Genomic DNA, 16,512 nt, shown 5'->3' on the forward strand with positions numbered 1-16,512 from the left:
ATATTATTAACAAAGCTTACTGACACATGATTTGTCACACTTTTTATGGGGATTATCTCATGCAAAGGAAAGCGAAGCGTGGCTAGCGTATCGCGACCGGCCTGTCGCCAGACCGATCGCCATTGACGATTACCTCTCGCGCGGCGGGAAACCGGCCTTTTGCAGGGCGGCGGCAATCTGCTCCGCGGATAGCGACGTTTCAACGTCAACCAGACGCGTCGCCGGGTCAGTTCTCACCGTCGCATTAGCATCGAGAGTCAGAATCGTCTTTTTTACCGTACTGGCGCAGCCGCCGCAGGTCATGTCATCAATATGGAACTGCATAGTGAACTCCTTTTGTGTGGGAACTGTTGCCAGTCTGGGCCTTGCCAGTGTTGGAAGGTCAAGCGTAATCTCAGGACTTACAGACGCTTTGCCAGTCCGTGGCGACGAGGACGGCGCAATACCGCTCCGGTACGCGCCTCCGGCTCGCTATCGTCAGGTTGTCCAAGCGTATGCAGAATGGGGCAATCTGGCAGCGCGTCGCCGGCGCAGCAGTGAATCAGCGCTTTGAGGGTTTGCGCCATGTGCTGCATGTTCTGGATACGTCTGTCCAGTTCATCAATGTGCGTCTGCGCCAAGCGTTTGACGTCAGCGCTTTGCCGCGACTGGTTATTCCAAAGATTCAGTAAGTCGCTGATTTCAGCAACTGAAAAGCCGAGATCGCGCGCGCGGCGTATAAAATGCAATTGATTAACATCAGCCTGGGTATAGGCCCGATAGCCGGAATCCGTCCGACTTGCCGCGGGAATCAGACCAATCTGTTCATAGTAGCGAATCATTTTGGCCGAGACTTTCGATGCTTTAGCTGCTTTACCGATGTTCATGACGCTCCTCCTCATGTCGTGGATGTGTCGGATGGGGTTGCCATCGGCGCCCGGAAACGGCGCAGCCGCAAAGCGTTGCCCAGCACGAACACGCTCGACATCGCCATCGCCCCTGCGGCGAATACCGGGGACAATAATATGCCCCAGACCGGAAATAGCGCGCCTGCCGCGACAGGAATCAGCGCCGTATTGTAAGCAAAGGCCCAGAACAGATTCTGGTGGATATTGCGGATGGTCGCTTTAGACAGCGCGATAGCATTCGGCACGCCTTGCAAGTTGCCGGACATTAGTACAACGTCGGCGGATTCCACCGCCACATCGGTGCCGGTGCCAATCGCCAGCCCCACGTCGGACTCCGCCAGCGCTGGCGCATCGTTGATGCCATCGCCGACAAACGCCACCTGCCCATACGCCGCTTTCAGGCGCCGTATCGCCTCGACTTTCCCTTCTGGCAATACCTCGGCGACCACGTCATCAATCCCTAACTGTCTGGCGATAGCCTGTGCCGTGCGGGCATTATCGCCAGTGATCATGGCGACCTTAATGCCGAGCTGATGTAAAGCGTTAATTGCGGCGGGTGTACTGGGTTTGATCGGATCGGCCACGGCGATAATCGCTGCCAGTTGACCGTCAATAGCCGCATAGAGCGGCGATTTCCCTTCCTGTCCTAACCGTTCGGCGGTGGTGGCGAAGCCGCTAATATCCACGCCAATTTTGCGCATATAGCGATCGGCCCCCACGTCAACACGCGTACCGTCAACGGTGGCGTATACGCCCATCCCGGTCACCGATTCGAAGCCGCTCATGCCTGGTAGCGCGATCCCTTCCTCTTCTGCCGACACGACAATCGCACGGGCAATCGGATGCTCTGAACGCGATTCTACCGCCGCGACTTTCGCCAGCACCTCACGGCGTTCAAAGCCGTTGGTCACGTCGAGATCGGTCAGTACCGGGCGGCCTTCGGTAAGCGTCCCGGTTTTGTCTACGGCCACCACCTTAGCGTCTTTGAGTAGCTGTAACGCCTCCCCCTTACGGAACAGCACGCCCATTTCCGCCCCACGACCGGTTCCCACCATAATGGAGGTCGGCGTCGCCAGGCCCATCGCGCAAGGACAGGCGATAATCAGAACCGCAACGCCATTGATCAGAGCGAAAGTCAGCGCTGGCGACGGCCCAAACGCCAGCCATACCACAAAGGTCAGCGCAGCAATAAGCATTACCATTGGGACAAACCACAGCGTCACTTTATCCACGACGGCCTGAATCGGCAGTTTTGAACCCTGCGCCTGTTCCACCAGACGAATGATTTGCGCCAGCATGGTCTGTCCGCCGACGGCGGTCGCCCGCAGCGTGAGCGCGCCTTTTTGGTTTACGGTACCGCCCACCACCGCGCTTCCTGCGGATTTCTCAACCGGTATCGGTTCGCCGGTAATCATCGACTCGTCAACGAAGCTGCGGCCTTCGGTCACTTCGCCGTCAACCGGGATCCGCTCGCCTGGCCGAACCTCCACACAGTCGCCCAGCACAACCTCGTCGACAGGGATATCCACGATGCGGCCCTCGCGTAACACATGCGCGACCCGCGCCTGTAGCCCCACCAGACGTTTAATCGCTTCGGAAGTCCGCCCCTTCGCCCTTGCCTCCAGAAAGCGCCCCAGCAGAATAAGCGCGACAATCACTGCGGCGGCCTCGTAATAGACGTTTACCGTCCCTTCAGGCAACAGGTCGGGCGTAAAGGTCGCCACCAGCGAGTAGCCGAATGCCGCTGCGGTTCCCACGGCGACCAGCGAGTTCATGTCCGGCGCCAGACGCGCCAGCGCCGGGAACCCTTTAAGGTAAAAACGGCGACCGGGGATCGTCAGCACCAACAGGGTCAGTGCAAATTGCCAGTACCAGCTTTGTTGCAGGCCAATCGTTTTTATCACCCACTCGTGCATACCAGGAATAAGGTGCGAGCCCATTTCAAGCACAAAAACGGGGAGCGCCAGCACGCTGGCGAGAATCAGATCGCGCTTCAGCCTGACGCGCTCGGCCTCTTTTTTCTCTTCAGAGTCGTCTTCGCCCTGCCCCGCCGTCTCTATCGGTCGCGCCTCATACCCCGTTTTTTCAATCGCCGCGATCACCGCCTCCGCCGACGCCGACGCCGTCCCGCGGACGGTGGCGCGCTCCGTCGCCAGATTCACCGTAGCGTCCGTTACGCCAGGCACAGCCTTAATACCTTTTTCAACGCGAGCGACGCACGACGCGCAGGTCATACCTTCAATAAGCAAGCTTATCGTGTCGTGACGATTTTCTGACTGACTCATGACGACTTCCCCATCCTGACTATTCGGTATCAGAAAGCCTAAAGCTTGCCATTGTGGGAAGGTCAAGCGTATTCAGGCTGCACGGTTCGGCGAGAATGTGAGATGGCTCATAAAAGAGGATGATGCGAGACATTTACGCCACGATGCCGACCTACGTCCCGTAAAAACCCGCCAGGAACGCTTGACCTTTCCTTCGTTGTAACGCCTAGCCTTTGCCAAAAATTCTGCGGCAGCGTTGCGGAATGGCCGACACGCTGCGGTAAAGAGGGAAACGACATGCGTAGAACATTCAAAATTATGTTGATAGCCGGCGTCATCGCCGCCATCGGGGGCGTGATTTACATGGCCGGCGAAGCACTATGGGATAAAGACAACGCCGTCGGCCCCCCGGCCAGCGCGCCGCCTCCACCGTCGGTACCGGTTGCTAAAGCCCTTAGCCGCACACTCGCGCCTACGGCGGAATTCACCGGTTTTCTGGCCGCGCCGGAGACCGTGGAGCTGCGTTCGCGCGTGGGAGGAACCCTTGACGCCGTCAGCGTTCCGGAAGGACGTCTGGTAAGCCGCGGACAACTGCTGTTCCAGATCGATCCGCGCCCGTTCGAGGTCGCCCTCGATACCGCCGTCGCGCAATTACGTCAGGCTGAAGTACTGGCCCGCCAGGCGCAGGCGGATTTCGATCGCATTCAACGACTGGTCGCCAGCGGCGCCGTATCACGTAAAAACGCTGACGATGTCACCGCCACGCGTAATGCGCGACAGGCGCAGATGCAATCGGCCAAAGCCGCCGTCGCCGCAGCGCGCCTTGAACTCTCCTGGACCCGTATTACCGCGCCCATTGCCGGACGCGTTGACCGCGTACTGGTGACCCGGGGCAATCTGGTCAGCGGCGGCGTAGCGGGTAACGCCACGCTTTTGACGACTATCGTGTCTCACAATCCCATGTATGTGTATTTCGATATTGACGAAGCCACCTGGCTGAAGGCGTTACGGCATACCCGCTCCGACAAAAATCCACCGGTAGTCAACATGGGGTTAACCACCGATAACGGGCTGCCTTATCAGGGCGTACTCGACTTTATGGGCAATCAGATGAACCGCAGCACCGGCACTATCCGGGCGCGCGCCGTGATTCCTGACCCCAACGGAATGCTTTCTCCCGGCCTGTTTGCCCGAATCAGTTTGCCCATCGGCGAGCCGCGGGAAACCGTGCTGATTGACGATCTGGCGGTGAGCGCCGATCAGGGCAAAAACTATGTGCTGATCGTCGGCAAGGAGAATCAGGTGGAGTATCGTCCGGTTGAGCTGGGACAAATGGTCGATGGACTCCGCGTCGTTACACAGGGAGTACAGCCGGGAGAAAAAATCATCCTCAAGGGGCTGGTGCGTCCTGGCATGACCGTTGCGCCGCGTCTGGTGCCGATGCGACAGAATGTGACCGACAAACAGACCGCGACATTGACTAAAGCGGACGGCGACAGTGCGTCGAAGGCGGTGCGCCAATGAAATTCACCCACTTTTTCATTGCACGCCCCATCTTCGCCATCGTCCTGTCGCTGTTAATGCTGCTGGCTGGCGCTATCGCCTTTTTAAAACTGCCGCTGAGTGAATATCCGGCCGTTACGCCGCCCACGGTACAGGTTAGCGCCAGCTACCCCGGCGCTAACCCGCAAGTGATTGCCGATACTGTAGCCGCGCCGCTGGAACAGGTGATCAACGGCGTTGACGGCATGTTGTATATGAATACCCAGATGGCCATTGATGGCCGCATGGTTATCTCTATCGCCTTCGAACAGGGAACCGATCCTGATATGGCGCAAATTCAGGTGCAAAACCGGGTATCCCGCGCGCTGCCTCGCCTGCCCGAAGAAGTCCAGCGAATTGGCGTTGTAACGGAGAAAACGTCCCCCGATATGTTGATGGTGGTTCATCTTGTCTCGCCGCAAAAACGCTATGACTCGCTTTACCTGTCTAACTTCGCCATCCGGCAGGTTCGCGACGAACTGGCCCGTTTACCCGGCGTCGGCGATGTTCTCGTCTGGGGCGCGGGCGAGTACGCCATGCGCGTCTGGCTGGACCCGGCGAAAATCGCCAACCGCGGTCTTACCGCCAGTGATATCGTTACGGCGTTGCGGGAACAAAACGTACAGGTCGCCGCCGGTTCCGTCGGGCAACAGCCGGAGGCCTCCGCCGCTTTTCAGATGACGGTAAACACGCTGGGCCGCCTGACCAGCGAAGAACAGTTCGGCGAGATTGTGGTAAAAATCGGCGCTGACGGCGAGGTGACGCGTCTGCGTGATGTCGCCCGCGTCACGCTGGGCGCAGATGCCTATACGCTGCGCAGTTTACTGAATGGCGAAGCGGCGCCAGCGTTACAGATTATTCAAAGTCCGGGCGCCAATGCGATTGACGTTTCTAACGCGATTCGCGGCAAAATGGATGAGTTGCAGCAAAACTTCCCGCAGGATATCGAATACCGGATTGCCTATGATCCTACGGTCTTCGTGCGCGCATCGCTACAATCGGTGGCGATTACGTTGCTGGAAGCCCTCGTGCTGGTCGTCCTTGTCGTGGTGCTGTTCCTGCAAACCTGGCGGGCGTCCATTATTCCTCTGGTGGCGGTTCCCGTTTCGCTGGTCGGCACCTTTGCCTTGATGCACCTGTTTGGCTTTTCGCTGAATACGCTTTCGCTGTTTGGTTTGGTCTTGTCGATAGGTATCGTTGTCGATGACGCCATCGTTGTGGTCGAAAACGTGGAACGGCATATCTCGCAGGGCAAAAGTCCCGGAGAGGCGGCAAAGAAGGCCATGGATGAAGTCACTGGTCCCATTCTTTCTATTACCTCGGTGCTGACGGCGGTCTTTATCCCTTCCGCATTCCTGGCGGGCCTGCAGGGTGAGTTTTATCGCCAGTTCGCGTTGACCATCGCTATTTCGACCATCCTTTCGGCCATTAACTCGCTGACGCTCTCCCCTGCGCTGGCCGCCATTTTGCTAAGACCGCACCACGATACTGCGAAGGCTGACTGGCTAACGCGGTTGATGGGCACGGTCACTGGCGGTTTTTTCCATCGCTTTAACCGTTTCTTCGACAGCGCGTCGAACCGCTATGTTAGCGCCGTCCGTCGGGCCGTGCGCGGCAGCGTCATTGTGATGGTGCTCTATGCTGGCTTTGTGGGGCTGACCTGGCTTGGCTTCCATCAGGTGCCGAACGGGTTTGTGCCTGCGCAGGATAAATACTATCTCGTCGGCATCGCCCAGCTCCCAAGCGGCGCATCGTTGGATCGCACAGAGGCGATCGTGAAACAGATGTCCGCTATCGCGCTGGCGGAACCCGGCGTTGAAAGCGTCGTCGTCTTCCCCGGCCTGTCGGTTAACGGCCCGGTAAATGTGCCAAATTCGGCGCTGATGTTCGCCATGCTGAAACCCTTTGACGAGCGTGAAGATCCTTCGCTTTCCGCTAACGCTATCGCCGGAAAGCTAATGCACAAATTTAGCCACATTCCCGACGGGTTTATTGGCATCTTCCCGCCGCCGCCGGTTCCAGGGCTTGGCGCGACGGGCGGCTTTAAATTGCAGATTGAAGATCGTGCGGAACTGGGATTTGAAGCGATGACAAAGGTGCAAAGCGAGATTATGTCTAAGGCGATGCAGACGCCCGAACTGGCCAATATGCTGGCCAGTTTCCAGACAAACGCCCCGCAATTACAGGTGGATATCGACCGGGTAAAGGCGAAATCAATGGGGGTATCGCTCACCGACATCTTTGAAACGTTGCAAATTAACCTCGGCTCGCTTTACGTCAACGATTTCAACCGATTTGGCCGTACCTGGCGGGTGATGGCGCAGGCCGATGCGCCATTCCGTATGCAACAAGAGGATATCGGCCTGCTTAAAGTCCGCAATGCGAAGGGCGAGATGATCCCGCTTAGCGCTTTCGTCACGATTATGCGCCAGTCGGGGCCGGACAGAATCATCCATTACAACGGCTTCCCCTCGGTAGATATTAGCGGTGGACCGGCTCCGGGCTTCTCCTCCGGACAGGCGACGGACGCGATTGAAAAGATCGTGCGTGAAACGTTGCCGGAAGGGATGGTCTTCGAATGGACCGATCTGGTTTATCAGGAAAAACAGGCCGGCAACTCCGCGCTTGCTATCTTTGCGCTGGCGGTGCTGCTGGCCTTCCTGATCCTGGCGGCGCAGTACAACAGTTGGTCGCTGCCCTTCGCCGTCCTGCTTATTGCGCCTATGTCATTGCTCTCAGCCATTGTCGGCGTGTGGGTATCTGGCGGAGATAACAATATCTTTACGCAGATTGGTTTCGTGGTGCTGGTCGGCCTGGCGGCCAAGAACGCCATTTTGATTGTCGAGTTTGCCCGCGCCAAAGAACACGACGGCGCAGACCCGCTGCCCGCCGTGCTGGAAGCGTCACGCCTGCGTCTACGTCCTATCCTGATGACCTCATTCGCCTTTATCGCAGGCGTAGTACCGCTGGTACTCGCGACGGGTGCCGGCGCGGAAATGCGACATGCGATGGGCATCGCCGTGTTTGCCGGAATGTTGGGCGTCACGCTCTTCGGCCTGTTATTGACGCCTGTATTTTACGTGGTGGTTCGCAGGATGGCATTAAAGCGTGAGAACCGCGTTGATTCGCATGATCAGCAAGCATAATGATGGGAATGGCATAATGAAGATCACTTTTACAGGCTATCGGCAGACCGCCACGCTGGCGACGCTTGCTTTCGTCACCACGCTTGCTGGCTGTACGATGGCGCCGAAGCACGAACGCCCCGCATCGCCGACTGCGATGGTCTATCCCTACGCAACGTCAACCGTTTCTGGCGCGCCGGATGCCGCTGACATTGGCTGGCGTGATTTCTTCCACGATCCGCTTCTACAGGAACTGATCGCGATCGCGTTACGCAATAATCGGGATTTACGCAAGGCAGGGCTCAATGTTGAAGCCGCCCGGGCGTTATACCGTATTCAGCGCGCGGAGATGCTGCCGACGCTCGGCATCGCCACCGCCATGGACGCCGGTCGCACTCCCGCCGATCTCAGCGTCACAGACGAGTCTGAGATTAACCGACGCTACGAGATGGCTGGGGCGACGACGGCCTGGGAACTGGATCTCTGGGGGCGAGTGCGAAGCCTTAGCGACCAGGCATTAGCCGCCTATATGGCGCTTGATGAGACGTACATTGCGGCGCGAATGAGCCTGGTTTCCGAAGTCGCCAGCGCCTGGCTGACGCTACGGGCTGACCGGGAGCTGCTGCGCTTAACCGAAGATACGCTGGCCGCGCAAAAAAGTTCATACACATTGACAACCCAGCTTGCCCGGACAGGCAACGCCACACAGCTCGATCTGCGTATGGCGGAGATCGCGCTGCGTTCTGCGGAAATCAATCGCGCGGCGTATACGCGACAGTTGGCGCGGGATCGTAACGCGCTGGAATTGCTGTTGGGCCAGCCGCTCACGCCTGAACTGTCGCGTCGACTAAACGAGGCGGTCACGCTTACGGAAGGCGCGATCCCGACCACACTGCCAGGCGGATTACCGTCAGATCTGCTGGTACGCCGCCCGGATATTCGCGCCGCCGAGTACAGGCTGCGCGGCGCAAACGCCCGAATAGGCGCAGCGCGCGCCGCCTTCTTCCCGACCATCAGCCTGACAGGCACGGCGGGAACGGCCAGCGCGTCTCTTAGCGGACTCTTTGAACCGGGATCGGGAAGCTGGCGTTTTCTACCGCAAATCACCTTGCCTCTCTTTCACGGCGGCGCATTACGCGCTGACCTGGATAGGGCGCATGTCCAAAAACAGATTGAAATCGCCAGGTATGAAAACGTTATTCAGCAAGCCTTTCGCGACGTGGCGGATGGTCTGGCGGGACAGCGTACGCTGAATGACCAGGTGCAATCAGAACAACGCGCGGTTGAAGCCAGTCAAATCGCCTATGAGCTGGCCGGACTCCGTTTTCAGGAAGGCGTCGATGACTACCTTACGCTGCTTGATACCCATCGTATGCTTTATGGCGCGCAACAGCGCCTGGTACGCACACGGCTCATGCAACAGCTGAATATCATTAATCTGTATAAAGCATTAGGCGGCGGTTGGCGGGAATACAGCGAGAAAAAGCAAGGTTAGCCCAAATAGCGCCCGCGTCGCCAGTGCGGCGCGCGCGCTAAACAGGCATATATTGCCTGCAAAATAAGGTTAACGAGGGCAACGATAAACGTTCCCGCTTAACGTGACATTCGTTTGTTTGCTTGAGCCCGAACCGTGCCATGAACTTCCTGTCTGGCCTGCACGCTGGGTTAACAGGACTACCGTATTGCCGCCCATTTTATAAGCTTTGTTTTTCAGATCGTTACGGGCACCCGTTTCCAGGTTACTGTTGGAAGTCCAGCCACCGGTAAAGAAATTCCCCTGGCTGCCCGTGATATCTCCTAAGTAGCTGCATTCCTTACCTGGCTCGCTGGTCATCACCCGTACCTGTTCAGCGCCATAATTCAACGAATTAGCGCTACATGCGGTTAAAGCCAAGCCGACGAAACATACTAAGATCTTTTTCATACTAATACCTGGTCTATTAATCATTAAATAATAACGCGTTCTTGCTTCTGAACGCCGTCAAGGAACTATATTTAAGATGTAACGAATGTCTTTCATTTGCTGAAGAAAAGTCTCTGTCATGATGCTATCATGTATGCTTGAGGTTATTTCTTGTTCAGTTTTTTCAATATGCTCTCTGAGCCTTATTTTTGTTTTTTCGTCAAGCGCCGAGATAAGTATCTTAATGGCAAGCAGCAAAGTAGGATTGATGCTTTCACACTCTCTCATCGTTAACTTTTTCATCTTGTTTACTTCAAGCCTGATCGGCGTTTTTGTCTACACGGCAAATTTTAGATGCGAAGATATGGCGACTTCTTTGGTAAATAAATAGCAAATGGAAAAAGCGCTTGAAGCCATATTTACGACAGATACGCAATCTATGAATGTACAAAGTCTTACGACTAATGCCATAGCTACTGGCGATCTGACTCATCGACTTTTTATATAAAAAGTGCCATAACAACTCCTCCTCCTTTTTTGTCAACGGCGCAATTTCACCGACCGCTACATCGTTTGCACAAGCGTATTTAATGAAATGCTCAATAAAAACAGGCTTTGCCAAATCGGGATCGATATCAGGATCTCTATCGCAGCCATGTGGATAAAGTTTTCCAATATCTCTGCGCGTGAGCCAGATTCGACGAGCATGTGGATAATGCTGCATGAGCGCCTTAAAACCTTTCCAGACCCCCTGAATCAAAACTCGTCCATCAATAATAATTATGATATCTTCGCTAGCTGATATCTGACACGAATTATATTCTCCATTGAGTGGGAACATAAAGCACTTCCCATCCTCAAAGAGTGAAGCGATGCCTAAATAAGTATAATAATCATCCGTTAAAACTATACCTATCGTTTTTAACGGAAGTTGTTCCGATAGTGAATTTATCATAATTTCATCAATAGAATAACGCTACGGTGAGTGTTTTATCTTCCTCTTAAGATTACCTGAGCGCTCATAACCATCCCTATTCTGTAGCAGCGCCATATTATTTTTAATTCCTTGCCATAAACGTAACGCTTATAATTTTAATGTCAGAAGCGATAACCTACGCTGACACCAAATGTATTGGTATCCACAGCGAAGAAACGACTGGCTTCCCATGATGCATCGATAGATATACTCTTAACTGGATTAAATATTACGCCAGCGCCGTAGGCAAAGGAGTCTTCTTTTGAGTGTTTATTAAATTTCATCGTCGCTATACCCGCATTGCCGTACAGGCTCACATAGTCATTAAAACGATATGTTGGTCCAAACATCAAAGAACCATAGTCTACAGAATCGGAACCATTTTTATGCAATTTCCCCTCTTTCCAGGTGTAGTTCTCCATTTCATTGCGCGTCGCAGTGAATGAGCCTAACATCCCCCAGGTCTCATTGAACTCGTAACGATATTTAAAATTAAAGCCTCGCAGATCTTTGCTATCGCTATTTTTCAATGAACTGAGATGAGTTTGTGCATAACCAAACGATACGGTGTGCTGATCGTTAGCCAAAGCTAAAGGTGACGCTAATAATAAACCTAAAAAAACAAGGAACGAAGACCGTCTTTTCATTAAAACCACTCCATTTTTGATATATAATTAAGGCGGTACCGGAACTTATGGCACACAAATAGCATTTAGATTAAGAGCACCTAATGCGCTTATTACCAGTCATGCCAACTGCGGAGGTAATATAACCTGATATATTCGATAATGGATATGAAATCAGTCTTACAGAGTTCTTACTTTTTTATTAATGGCGGATTCATGGTTGCTTCAGACCCGATCCTGGCATCGCATCCGTCAGGCGGACTGCGAGAGGTTATCAGCGAGTATCAGTTACCTCCATGAAGAGTAAAAAATTCATAACTCATTGTTTTTAACGCTCTTTAACTGGTGTTCGAGTTAACCTTTACCCTTGCGGAGGGCAATTTCGCAACTCGCTTTCTGACGCATTCAGACAACATTCAGATCTACTGCGCGGTACAAACGTTATAAAGCTGCCGATTAAGAGAATAAAAAAAGGTTTTCTCACCCACTTTAGATATTCGAATCTCATTAGCCGCTTCCGGATGCAGAACCCGTAAATATGATAACAGATCGCCAGCCGTGTCCGTGGCAAAGACTTTTACCTGGGATACTTCGAACGTATAAACACCAGGCGCTGTTCGATGTAAATTTTTCATATATACGTCCCGGTATAATATTTTTACACCGTTATCTTTTGTTTTTATTTCATATTGAAGCGTAATTCTCTTCATCTTAAAATCAAGAACAAGACTGCCATCGGCATGGATATCTTTAGGCTGTATCGTCGTTACCGTTCTTGTCGTACATAAAAATTCATTAGTATTAATAGAACTATGGTTACTGTTTCGTACCCAAACTACCATCAGTACGACTGAAACAGCCAACATACCAAACGTCGCCACGCTTAATAACGTTCTTTTATGGAAATGCATTTCGGCTCCGCTATATCAAGTTGGTTAAGACACTGGACAAAAATATTTGTATTAGGAACGCGAATGTAATAAATGATTTTTCCGTTTTGTTTATGTATTTCATTACTCATCTCAGAGTACGCTTCAACGATATCCGTCAGATGGGTTTTATCATGCCCGACACTATAAAAAGTGTATCCATCATACGAACCCTGGAGGGTAAAGTAATCAATATTTTCACCCTTAACTTTATACATCATAAAAAACATCAGAAGCGCGGCCAGGCAAAAGTAGAGCCAATCTTTTTTATTCACAGCGCCCGGTATTGGGGGGATAATAGTGTCATCGCGCCGCACTTCAACCTTCGATAATTCTGTTTCAGCAACAGCAGGCAACGGCGTATTTTGCGCCTCATCACTCAACGGTTCAATGGAAACTGAGAGTAAAACACCCACGCGAGGGCGAGTCACAACAGACGCCCCCTTAAGACCAATTTTATCAAATGATCCTCGTAGCTGGTTAATCAGTTTATAATAACTGGCATCAGAGACCACGACACCTTTGCGCCCCCAGACATAGTTAATTAAATCATCTTTTTTAAAAAGGCCTTCATAAAAAGCGATAAGCAAACTGCGTTCCGATTCAGATATCGTTATCGACTCTCCGGCGCAGGAAAGCGTCATTCGTTCACAATCAAGAATAACCCTTTTGTCAATCAGATAATTGTTCTGACTCATAAAAATATCCGCCCCAGTGCTATCACGTTTCTTCACGGCATAAACATATTACCAGGATATATCGTGCTATTGAATTTTTTTCCGTAGCGAGTTCCTGCATTATTCAGCCACCAGATCGCTCGCGGATCCGCTTTCCCCCTTGAGCAAACCATTTTGCCGCTGGGCTGACTTGCCAAGCCAACTCATAAAGTCATTAGTCCCCATCGGCCTGGCATAAAGAAATCCCTGAACGAATCCTACCCCGTGGCTTAAGATGTAACGCAATTGGTGCTGGGTACTGACCCCTTCGGCAACCACATTGAGTCCCAGTCGCTGACTCAGCGTAATGATAGTATCCAGGACAGGAACATCATCGCTGCTGGTATCAATGGTATCGATAAACGTTCTGTCTATTTTAAGAGAGTCTACAGGTAATTGTTGGAGATAGGAGAGTGAGCAATAGCCGGTCCCAAAATCATCAATCGCTATTAACACGCCTTTTTCACGGAGCGTTGAAAGTTTTTCCGCGACCTGTGAAGGTTCTACAATCAGGCTACGCTCGGTGAGCTCCAACATAAGCGTTATCGTTCCCAAACGAGTCCTGAGCGCCTCTATATCTTGTATAAAACCGTCATCCATAAGATGCGCAGGCGATATATTTACGCTGATATAGAAATCATCCGGTACAGTCCAGTTTATTACGTCATGAGCAATCAGTTCGAACAGATGACGAGAGAGTGGAATAATCATGCCTTCATTTTCTGCGGCGGTAATAAAAATATCCGGGGTTATAAAACGACCATCCGGTTGCGGCCAGCGCATTAGCGCCTCTACGCCGCCGCAACTACCGTGTTTAACGTTAAAAACAGGTTGATAATGTACCGTAAACTCATTGTGCGTTATCCCCCTGGCAATCTCCCGGGCCAGAGATAAGCGTTTTAAATACCAGCGCCTGTAAAACAACATCATCCCTACAGAAAGACACAATGACAGCGGAACAAAAATAAAAAGGTTTTGTAACCAGTATGCCGATAACGTTGAGAAGGGGGTTCGCACCATCAGCTGGATAGTGTGATCGGTTGAGGTGAACCGCTGCGTTAAAAACGCCTTACCGCGCAACGTCGCAGCGCTGGTAATCGCCTCCCCTGCGCCGAATGTCAGGCTAAAGGCTGATGCTCTCTCTGCTGCCAATATCTCTATGAGCTCCTGAACATACTGCGAATCCACAATGACGAAAGCCGCTTTATTCGCTGCTACTTTTTTCACATAAACCACAACAAGGCGATCGGGTCCTTCGGCCATACTACCGATAGATCGCAACCACCGTTCCGGATAAGAAGCAGGTAAAGAAAGCCCTGCCAGCCGGGAAAAATGATAGCGTTCGGTTCCTGTGACAAAGGAGCAAGTGATATCGCCATTTTCCAGAAACCCAATGTCACGGACATAAGGAGTGAAGGCCCGCGTTCTGGACAGTTCTTTCAGCGTGTCAGTGCAGGAACTCTCAGCCAGTCTGGCGGCTTTTCCGGCGACTTGCCAGGAGGCGGCAGATATATCCGCGCTAAACCGCAGCAGCGTATTGGCGCTGACGGCGATATCTCGTTTTAGCTGGAAGATACCCGCGAGTAACCCCACCAATATCATTACGATCAGTGGAACGGCAATAAACAACATCAGAAATAGCTTTCTTACTTTCAAATCATTGCCCTCTTACCGGCCTTCCTTTTGCCACTGTACGCTTTTATAGGATAACTAAAGTAACATTAATATAGAAAAGCAATATTAAGAGATAGGTTATACGTTCTTAATGATAGCAAGATGGCACTCCCTGTGCCGAAAATAGACAAGAAAATATCAATACCCAACAGGTGCAGGATACTATCGTTAAAATAAGCGATAGCAGATATCTAAATTCAATATGTTAGCCTGATACCAGGTTCGCTGCCTGATGAGGCATAACCATCACGGAACGAATTCCCATCAATACAGGGATTATTGGCTACAACTCAACGTTACTACTGGTGGTACACACATTATACAAATGCCGATTAAGCGAAAACATGTAGGTATTTTTCCCAATATTGACCATCTTTAACTCATTAATCGTACCAGGTTGTAACAACCTCAACCAGGAAAACAAATCGCCAGCAGTATCAGACTCAAAAGTCTTAACTGAATTGACTTTAAAAGTAAATGTTTTCATACCCGTTCTGCGCAGTTTGCTGATGCAGATATCACGAAAAAAAAGCCGCTTCTCTTTCGTATCGGTAGTAACATCGTAGTGTAGGGTAATCCTGCCGGATTTAAGATCCAGCACAAGTCCACCATCCATGTACAATTTTCGTGGTTCAATATACGCTTCTGATTTTGTCGTGCATATAAGATTATTGGTTCTATAAGAGTCACGATTTACCCACTCAAGCGCTATTATCGATCCGATTGCGGCAATGGCGATAAATATTACAAATATAATCAGTAACGTTCTTTTACTGTAATACATTTTGGCACCGCCATTTCAACAGGATTTAAGCATTGCAGAAAAATATTCATATTTGGCTCCCTGATATAATAAAGATGGCGTCCATTTTGCCGGTAAATTTTAATTTTTAGAGAGTTAAAAGCAAAAACTACTTCACTTAATGTGACCTTATCCTCTTTTGTTTTATAGATTGCATAATCGTTATATTCGCCAAGATATGTAAAAAAACTATCAGGGCTGTTACGAACAGGCGCTTTATATATAGTAAATACACCATAGAGCAATGCCAGAAGAATGGCTCCTGTTAATACCACAAATACGCTGTGACGTTTAATTTTGTAAAATATGTTCTCCCGAGTCGGGGTGCCTTTAACGTTTTCATCACTCACCTTTAGGGAGGTGATTTTTTTTATAGGTTCAATGGCAACAGACAGCGACACCCCCACCCGAGGACGAGTTACGATGTCAGATGACTGTAGACCGATGCTACTAAAATCATTTCTCATTTGATTAATGAGTTTATAGTAACTTGATTCTGAGACGCAGCCTCCACGATTTTCCCAAACAAAATGAATAATATCTTCTTTTTTGTAAAGACCATGCCAAAAAGCAAGAAGCAGATGGGTCTCAGCTTCTGATATTCTGATTATCTCATTACCATGCGATAAGGTCATCTTCGTACTATCAAATACAACACGCTTATCAAGTAAAAATATGCTTTCATTCATGACAATCCTAAAGGTAACTGCATCCATCATTCAGACGACATATTATCATGCTCAAAAAAGAATTCAGCCCCCTAATTAACCTGAGTTTAACTTATAACTCTCGCTTATAGTAAACAATAATTGACACAAGTATTACCTGCACATTACAAATCAAACAGTTATAGGTAAATCTGAACACTTTTCTTTACCTTAACGCAAACTCAGGAAACTTCTGAAAGGCCAAAAGTAAGAAAAAAGTAAGACTAATTATACTGTTTCAGAAGCACATTTCAGAAAATTTACCTTAATCTCACCATCGTATTATCCATCGGGAGGTTTAACTGATGCGGATTTTACATAGCAAAAATGTGCAGGTTTGTATTGCAACATAGTCTATCTA

At 50.9% G+C, this 16,512-nt stretch carries 14 protein-coding genes and 1 pseudogene; 3 read left to right on the plus strand and 12 right to left on the minus strand.

The annotated features are described in order from the left end of the window. Positions 1–129: 129 nt before the first annotated feature. From golB to golT, 3 genes are all read right to left on the minus strand, one after another. A complete protein-coding gene (gene golB, locus J4728_RS19745; RefSeq protein WP_001159470.1) occupies positions 130–324 on the minus strand; it encodes a gold resistance metallochaperone GolB in 195 nt (64 codons plus the stop codon). Positions 325–401: 77 nt separating this feature from the next. After that, entirely contained in the window at positions 402–866 is a 465-nt protein-coding gene (golS, locus tag J4728_RS19750) for an Au(I) sensor transcriptional regulator GolS (RefSeq protein WP_001020583.1), read from the minus strand. A gap of 11 nt (positions 867–877) precedes the next feature. Next, a complete protein-coding gene (golT, locus tag J4728_RS19755) occupies positions 878–3,172 on the minus strand; it encodes a gold/copper-translocating P-type ATPase GolT (protein ID WP_208212287.1) in 2,295 nt (764 codons plus the stop codon). Between the two features lie 276 nt (positions 3,173–3,448). On the opposite strand from golT, the gene mdsA reads away from it, so the two are divergent. The 3 genes from mdsA to mdsC are packed head-to-tail and all read left to right on the plus strand — an operon-like array spanning position 3,449 to position 9,313. Further along, positions 3,449–4,675 (plus strand): multidrug efflux RND transporter periplasmic adaptor subunit MdsA, encoded by a 1,227-nt coding sequence (gene mdsA / locus J4728_RS19760; protein WP_079942799.1) that lies wholly within the window; start codon positions 3,449–3,451, stop codon positions 4,673–4,675. After that, positions 4,672–7,839 (plus strand): multidrug efflux RND transporter permease subunit MdsB, encoded by a 3,168-nt coding sequence (mdsB, locus tag J4728_RS19765; protein ID WP_208212289.1) that lies wholly within the window; start codon positions 4,672–4,674, stop codon positions 7,837–7,839. The genes mdsA and mdsB overlap by 4 nt, the downstream gene beginning before the upstream one ends. Positions 7,840–7,855: 16 nt before the next feature. Beyond that, entirely contained in the window at positions 7,856–9,313 is a 1,458-nt protein-coding gene (gene mdsC, locus J4728_RS19770; protein WP_208212290.1) for a multidrug efflux transporter outer membrane subunit MdsC, read from the plus strand. A gap of 69 nt (positions 9,314–9,382) precedes the next feature. On the opposite strand, the gene J4728_RS19775 is transcribed toward mdsC, so the two are convergent. From J4728_RS19775 to J4728_RS19815, 9 genes and pseudogenes are all read right to left on the minus strand, one after another. Continuing rightward, positions 9,383–9,742 (minus strand): DUF4156 domain-containing protein, encoded by a 360-nt coding sequence (locus J4728_RS19775; RefSeq protein ID WP_000722978.1) that lies wholly within the window; start codon positions 9,740–9,742, stop codon positions 9,383–9,385. A gap of 57 nt (positions 9,743–9,799) precedes the next feature. After that, positions 9,800–10,024 (minus strand): membrane protein, encoded by a 225-nt coding sequence (locus J4728_RS19780; RefSeq protein WP_000737125.1) that lies wholly within the window; start codon positions 10,022–10,024, stop codon positions 9,800–9,802. A 10-nt stretch (positions 10,025–10,034) separates the two neighbouring features. Next, positions 10,035–10,676, minus strand: a complete 642-nt coding sequence (locus J4728_RS19785; RefSeq protein ID WP_000610819.1) for a helix-turn-helix transcriptional regulator — start codon at positions 10,674–10,676, stop codon at positions 10,035–10,037. Between the two features lie 143 nt (positions 10,677–10,819). Continuing rightward, the gene (locus tag J4728_RS19790) at positions 10,820–11,344 is read right to left on the minus strand and encodes an Ail/Lom family outer membrane beta-barrel protein (RefSeq protein ID WP_000830237.1); all 525 of its coding nucleotides are present in this window, start codon (positions 11,342–11,344) and stop codon (positions 10,820–10,822) included. Between the two features lie 401 nt (positions 11,345–11,745). Then, on the minus strand, positions 11,746–12,234 hold the full coding sequence (locus J4728_RS19795; RefSeq protein WP_042827150.1) for a hypothetical protein: 489 nt from the start codon (positions 12,232–12,234) through the stop codon (positions 11,746–11,748). Continuing rightward, a complete protein-coding gene (locus J4728_RS19800; protein WP_079902585.1) occupies positions 12,207–12,950 on the minus strand; it encodes a transcriptional regulator in 744 nt (247 codons plus the stop codon). Before J4728_RS19800 ends, J4728_RS19795 begins: the two co-directional genes overlap by 28 nt. A gap of 99 nt (positions 12,951–13,049) precedes the next feature. After that, positions 13,050–14,624 carry an EAL domain-containing protein gene (locus J4728_RS19805; RefSeq protein WP_208212292.1) on the minus strand — a complete coding sequence of 525 codons (1,575 nt, stop codon included), beginning with the start codon at positions 14,622–14,624 and terminating at the stop codon, positions 13,050–13,052. Between the two features lie 501 nt (positions 14,625–15,125). Further along, positions 15,126–15,426: pseudogene (locus J4728_RS19810) on the minus strand (hypothetical protein). Continuing rightward, a complete protein-coding gene (locus J4728_RS19815) occupies positions 15,399–16,133 on the minus strand; it encodes a transcriptional regulator (RefSeq protein WP_001005866.1) in 735 nt (244 codons plus the stop codon). The pseudogene J4728_RS19810 and the gene J4728_RS19815 overlap by 28 nt, the downstream one beginning before the upstream one ends. Positions 16,134–16,512: the final 379 nt, after the last annotated feature.

Origin of the sequence: Salmonella sp. 32070601201500089SM, from assembly GCF_017573605.1 — a bacterium.
Lineage (GTDB): Bacteria > Pseudomonadota > Gammaproteobacteria > Enterobacterales > Enterobacteriaceae > Salmonella > Salmonella enterica.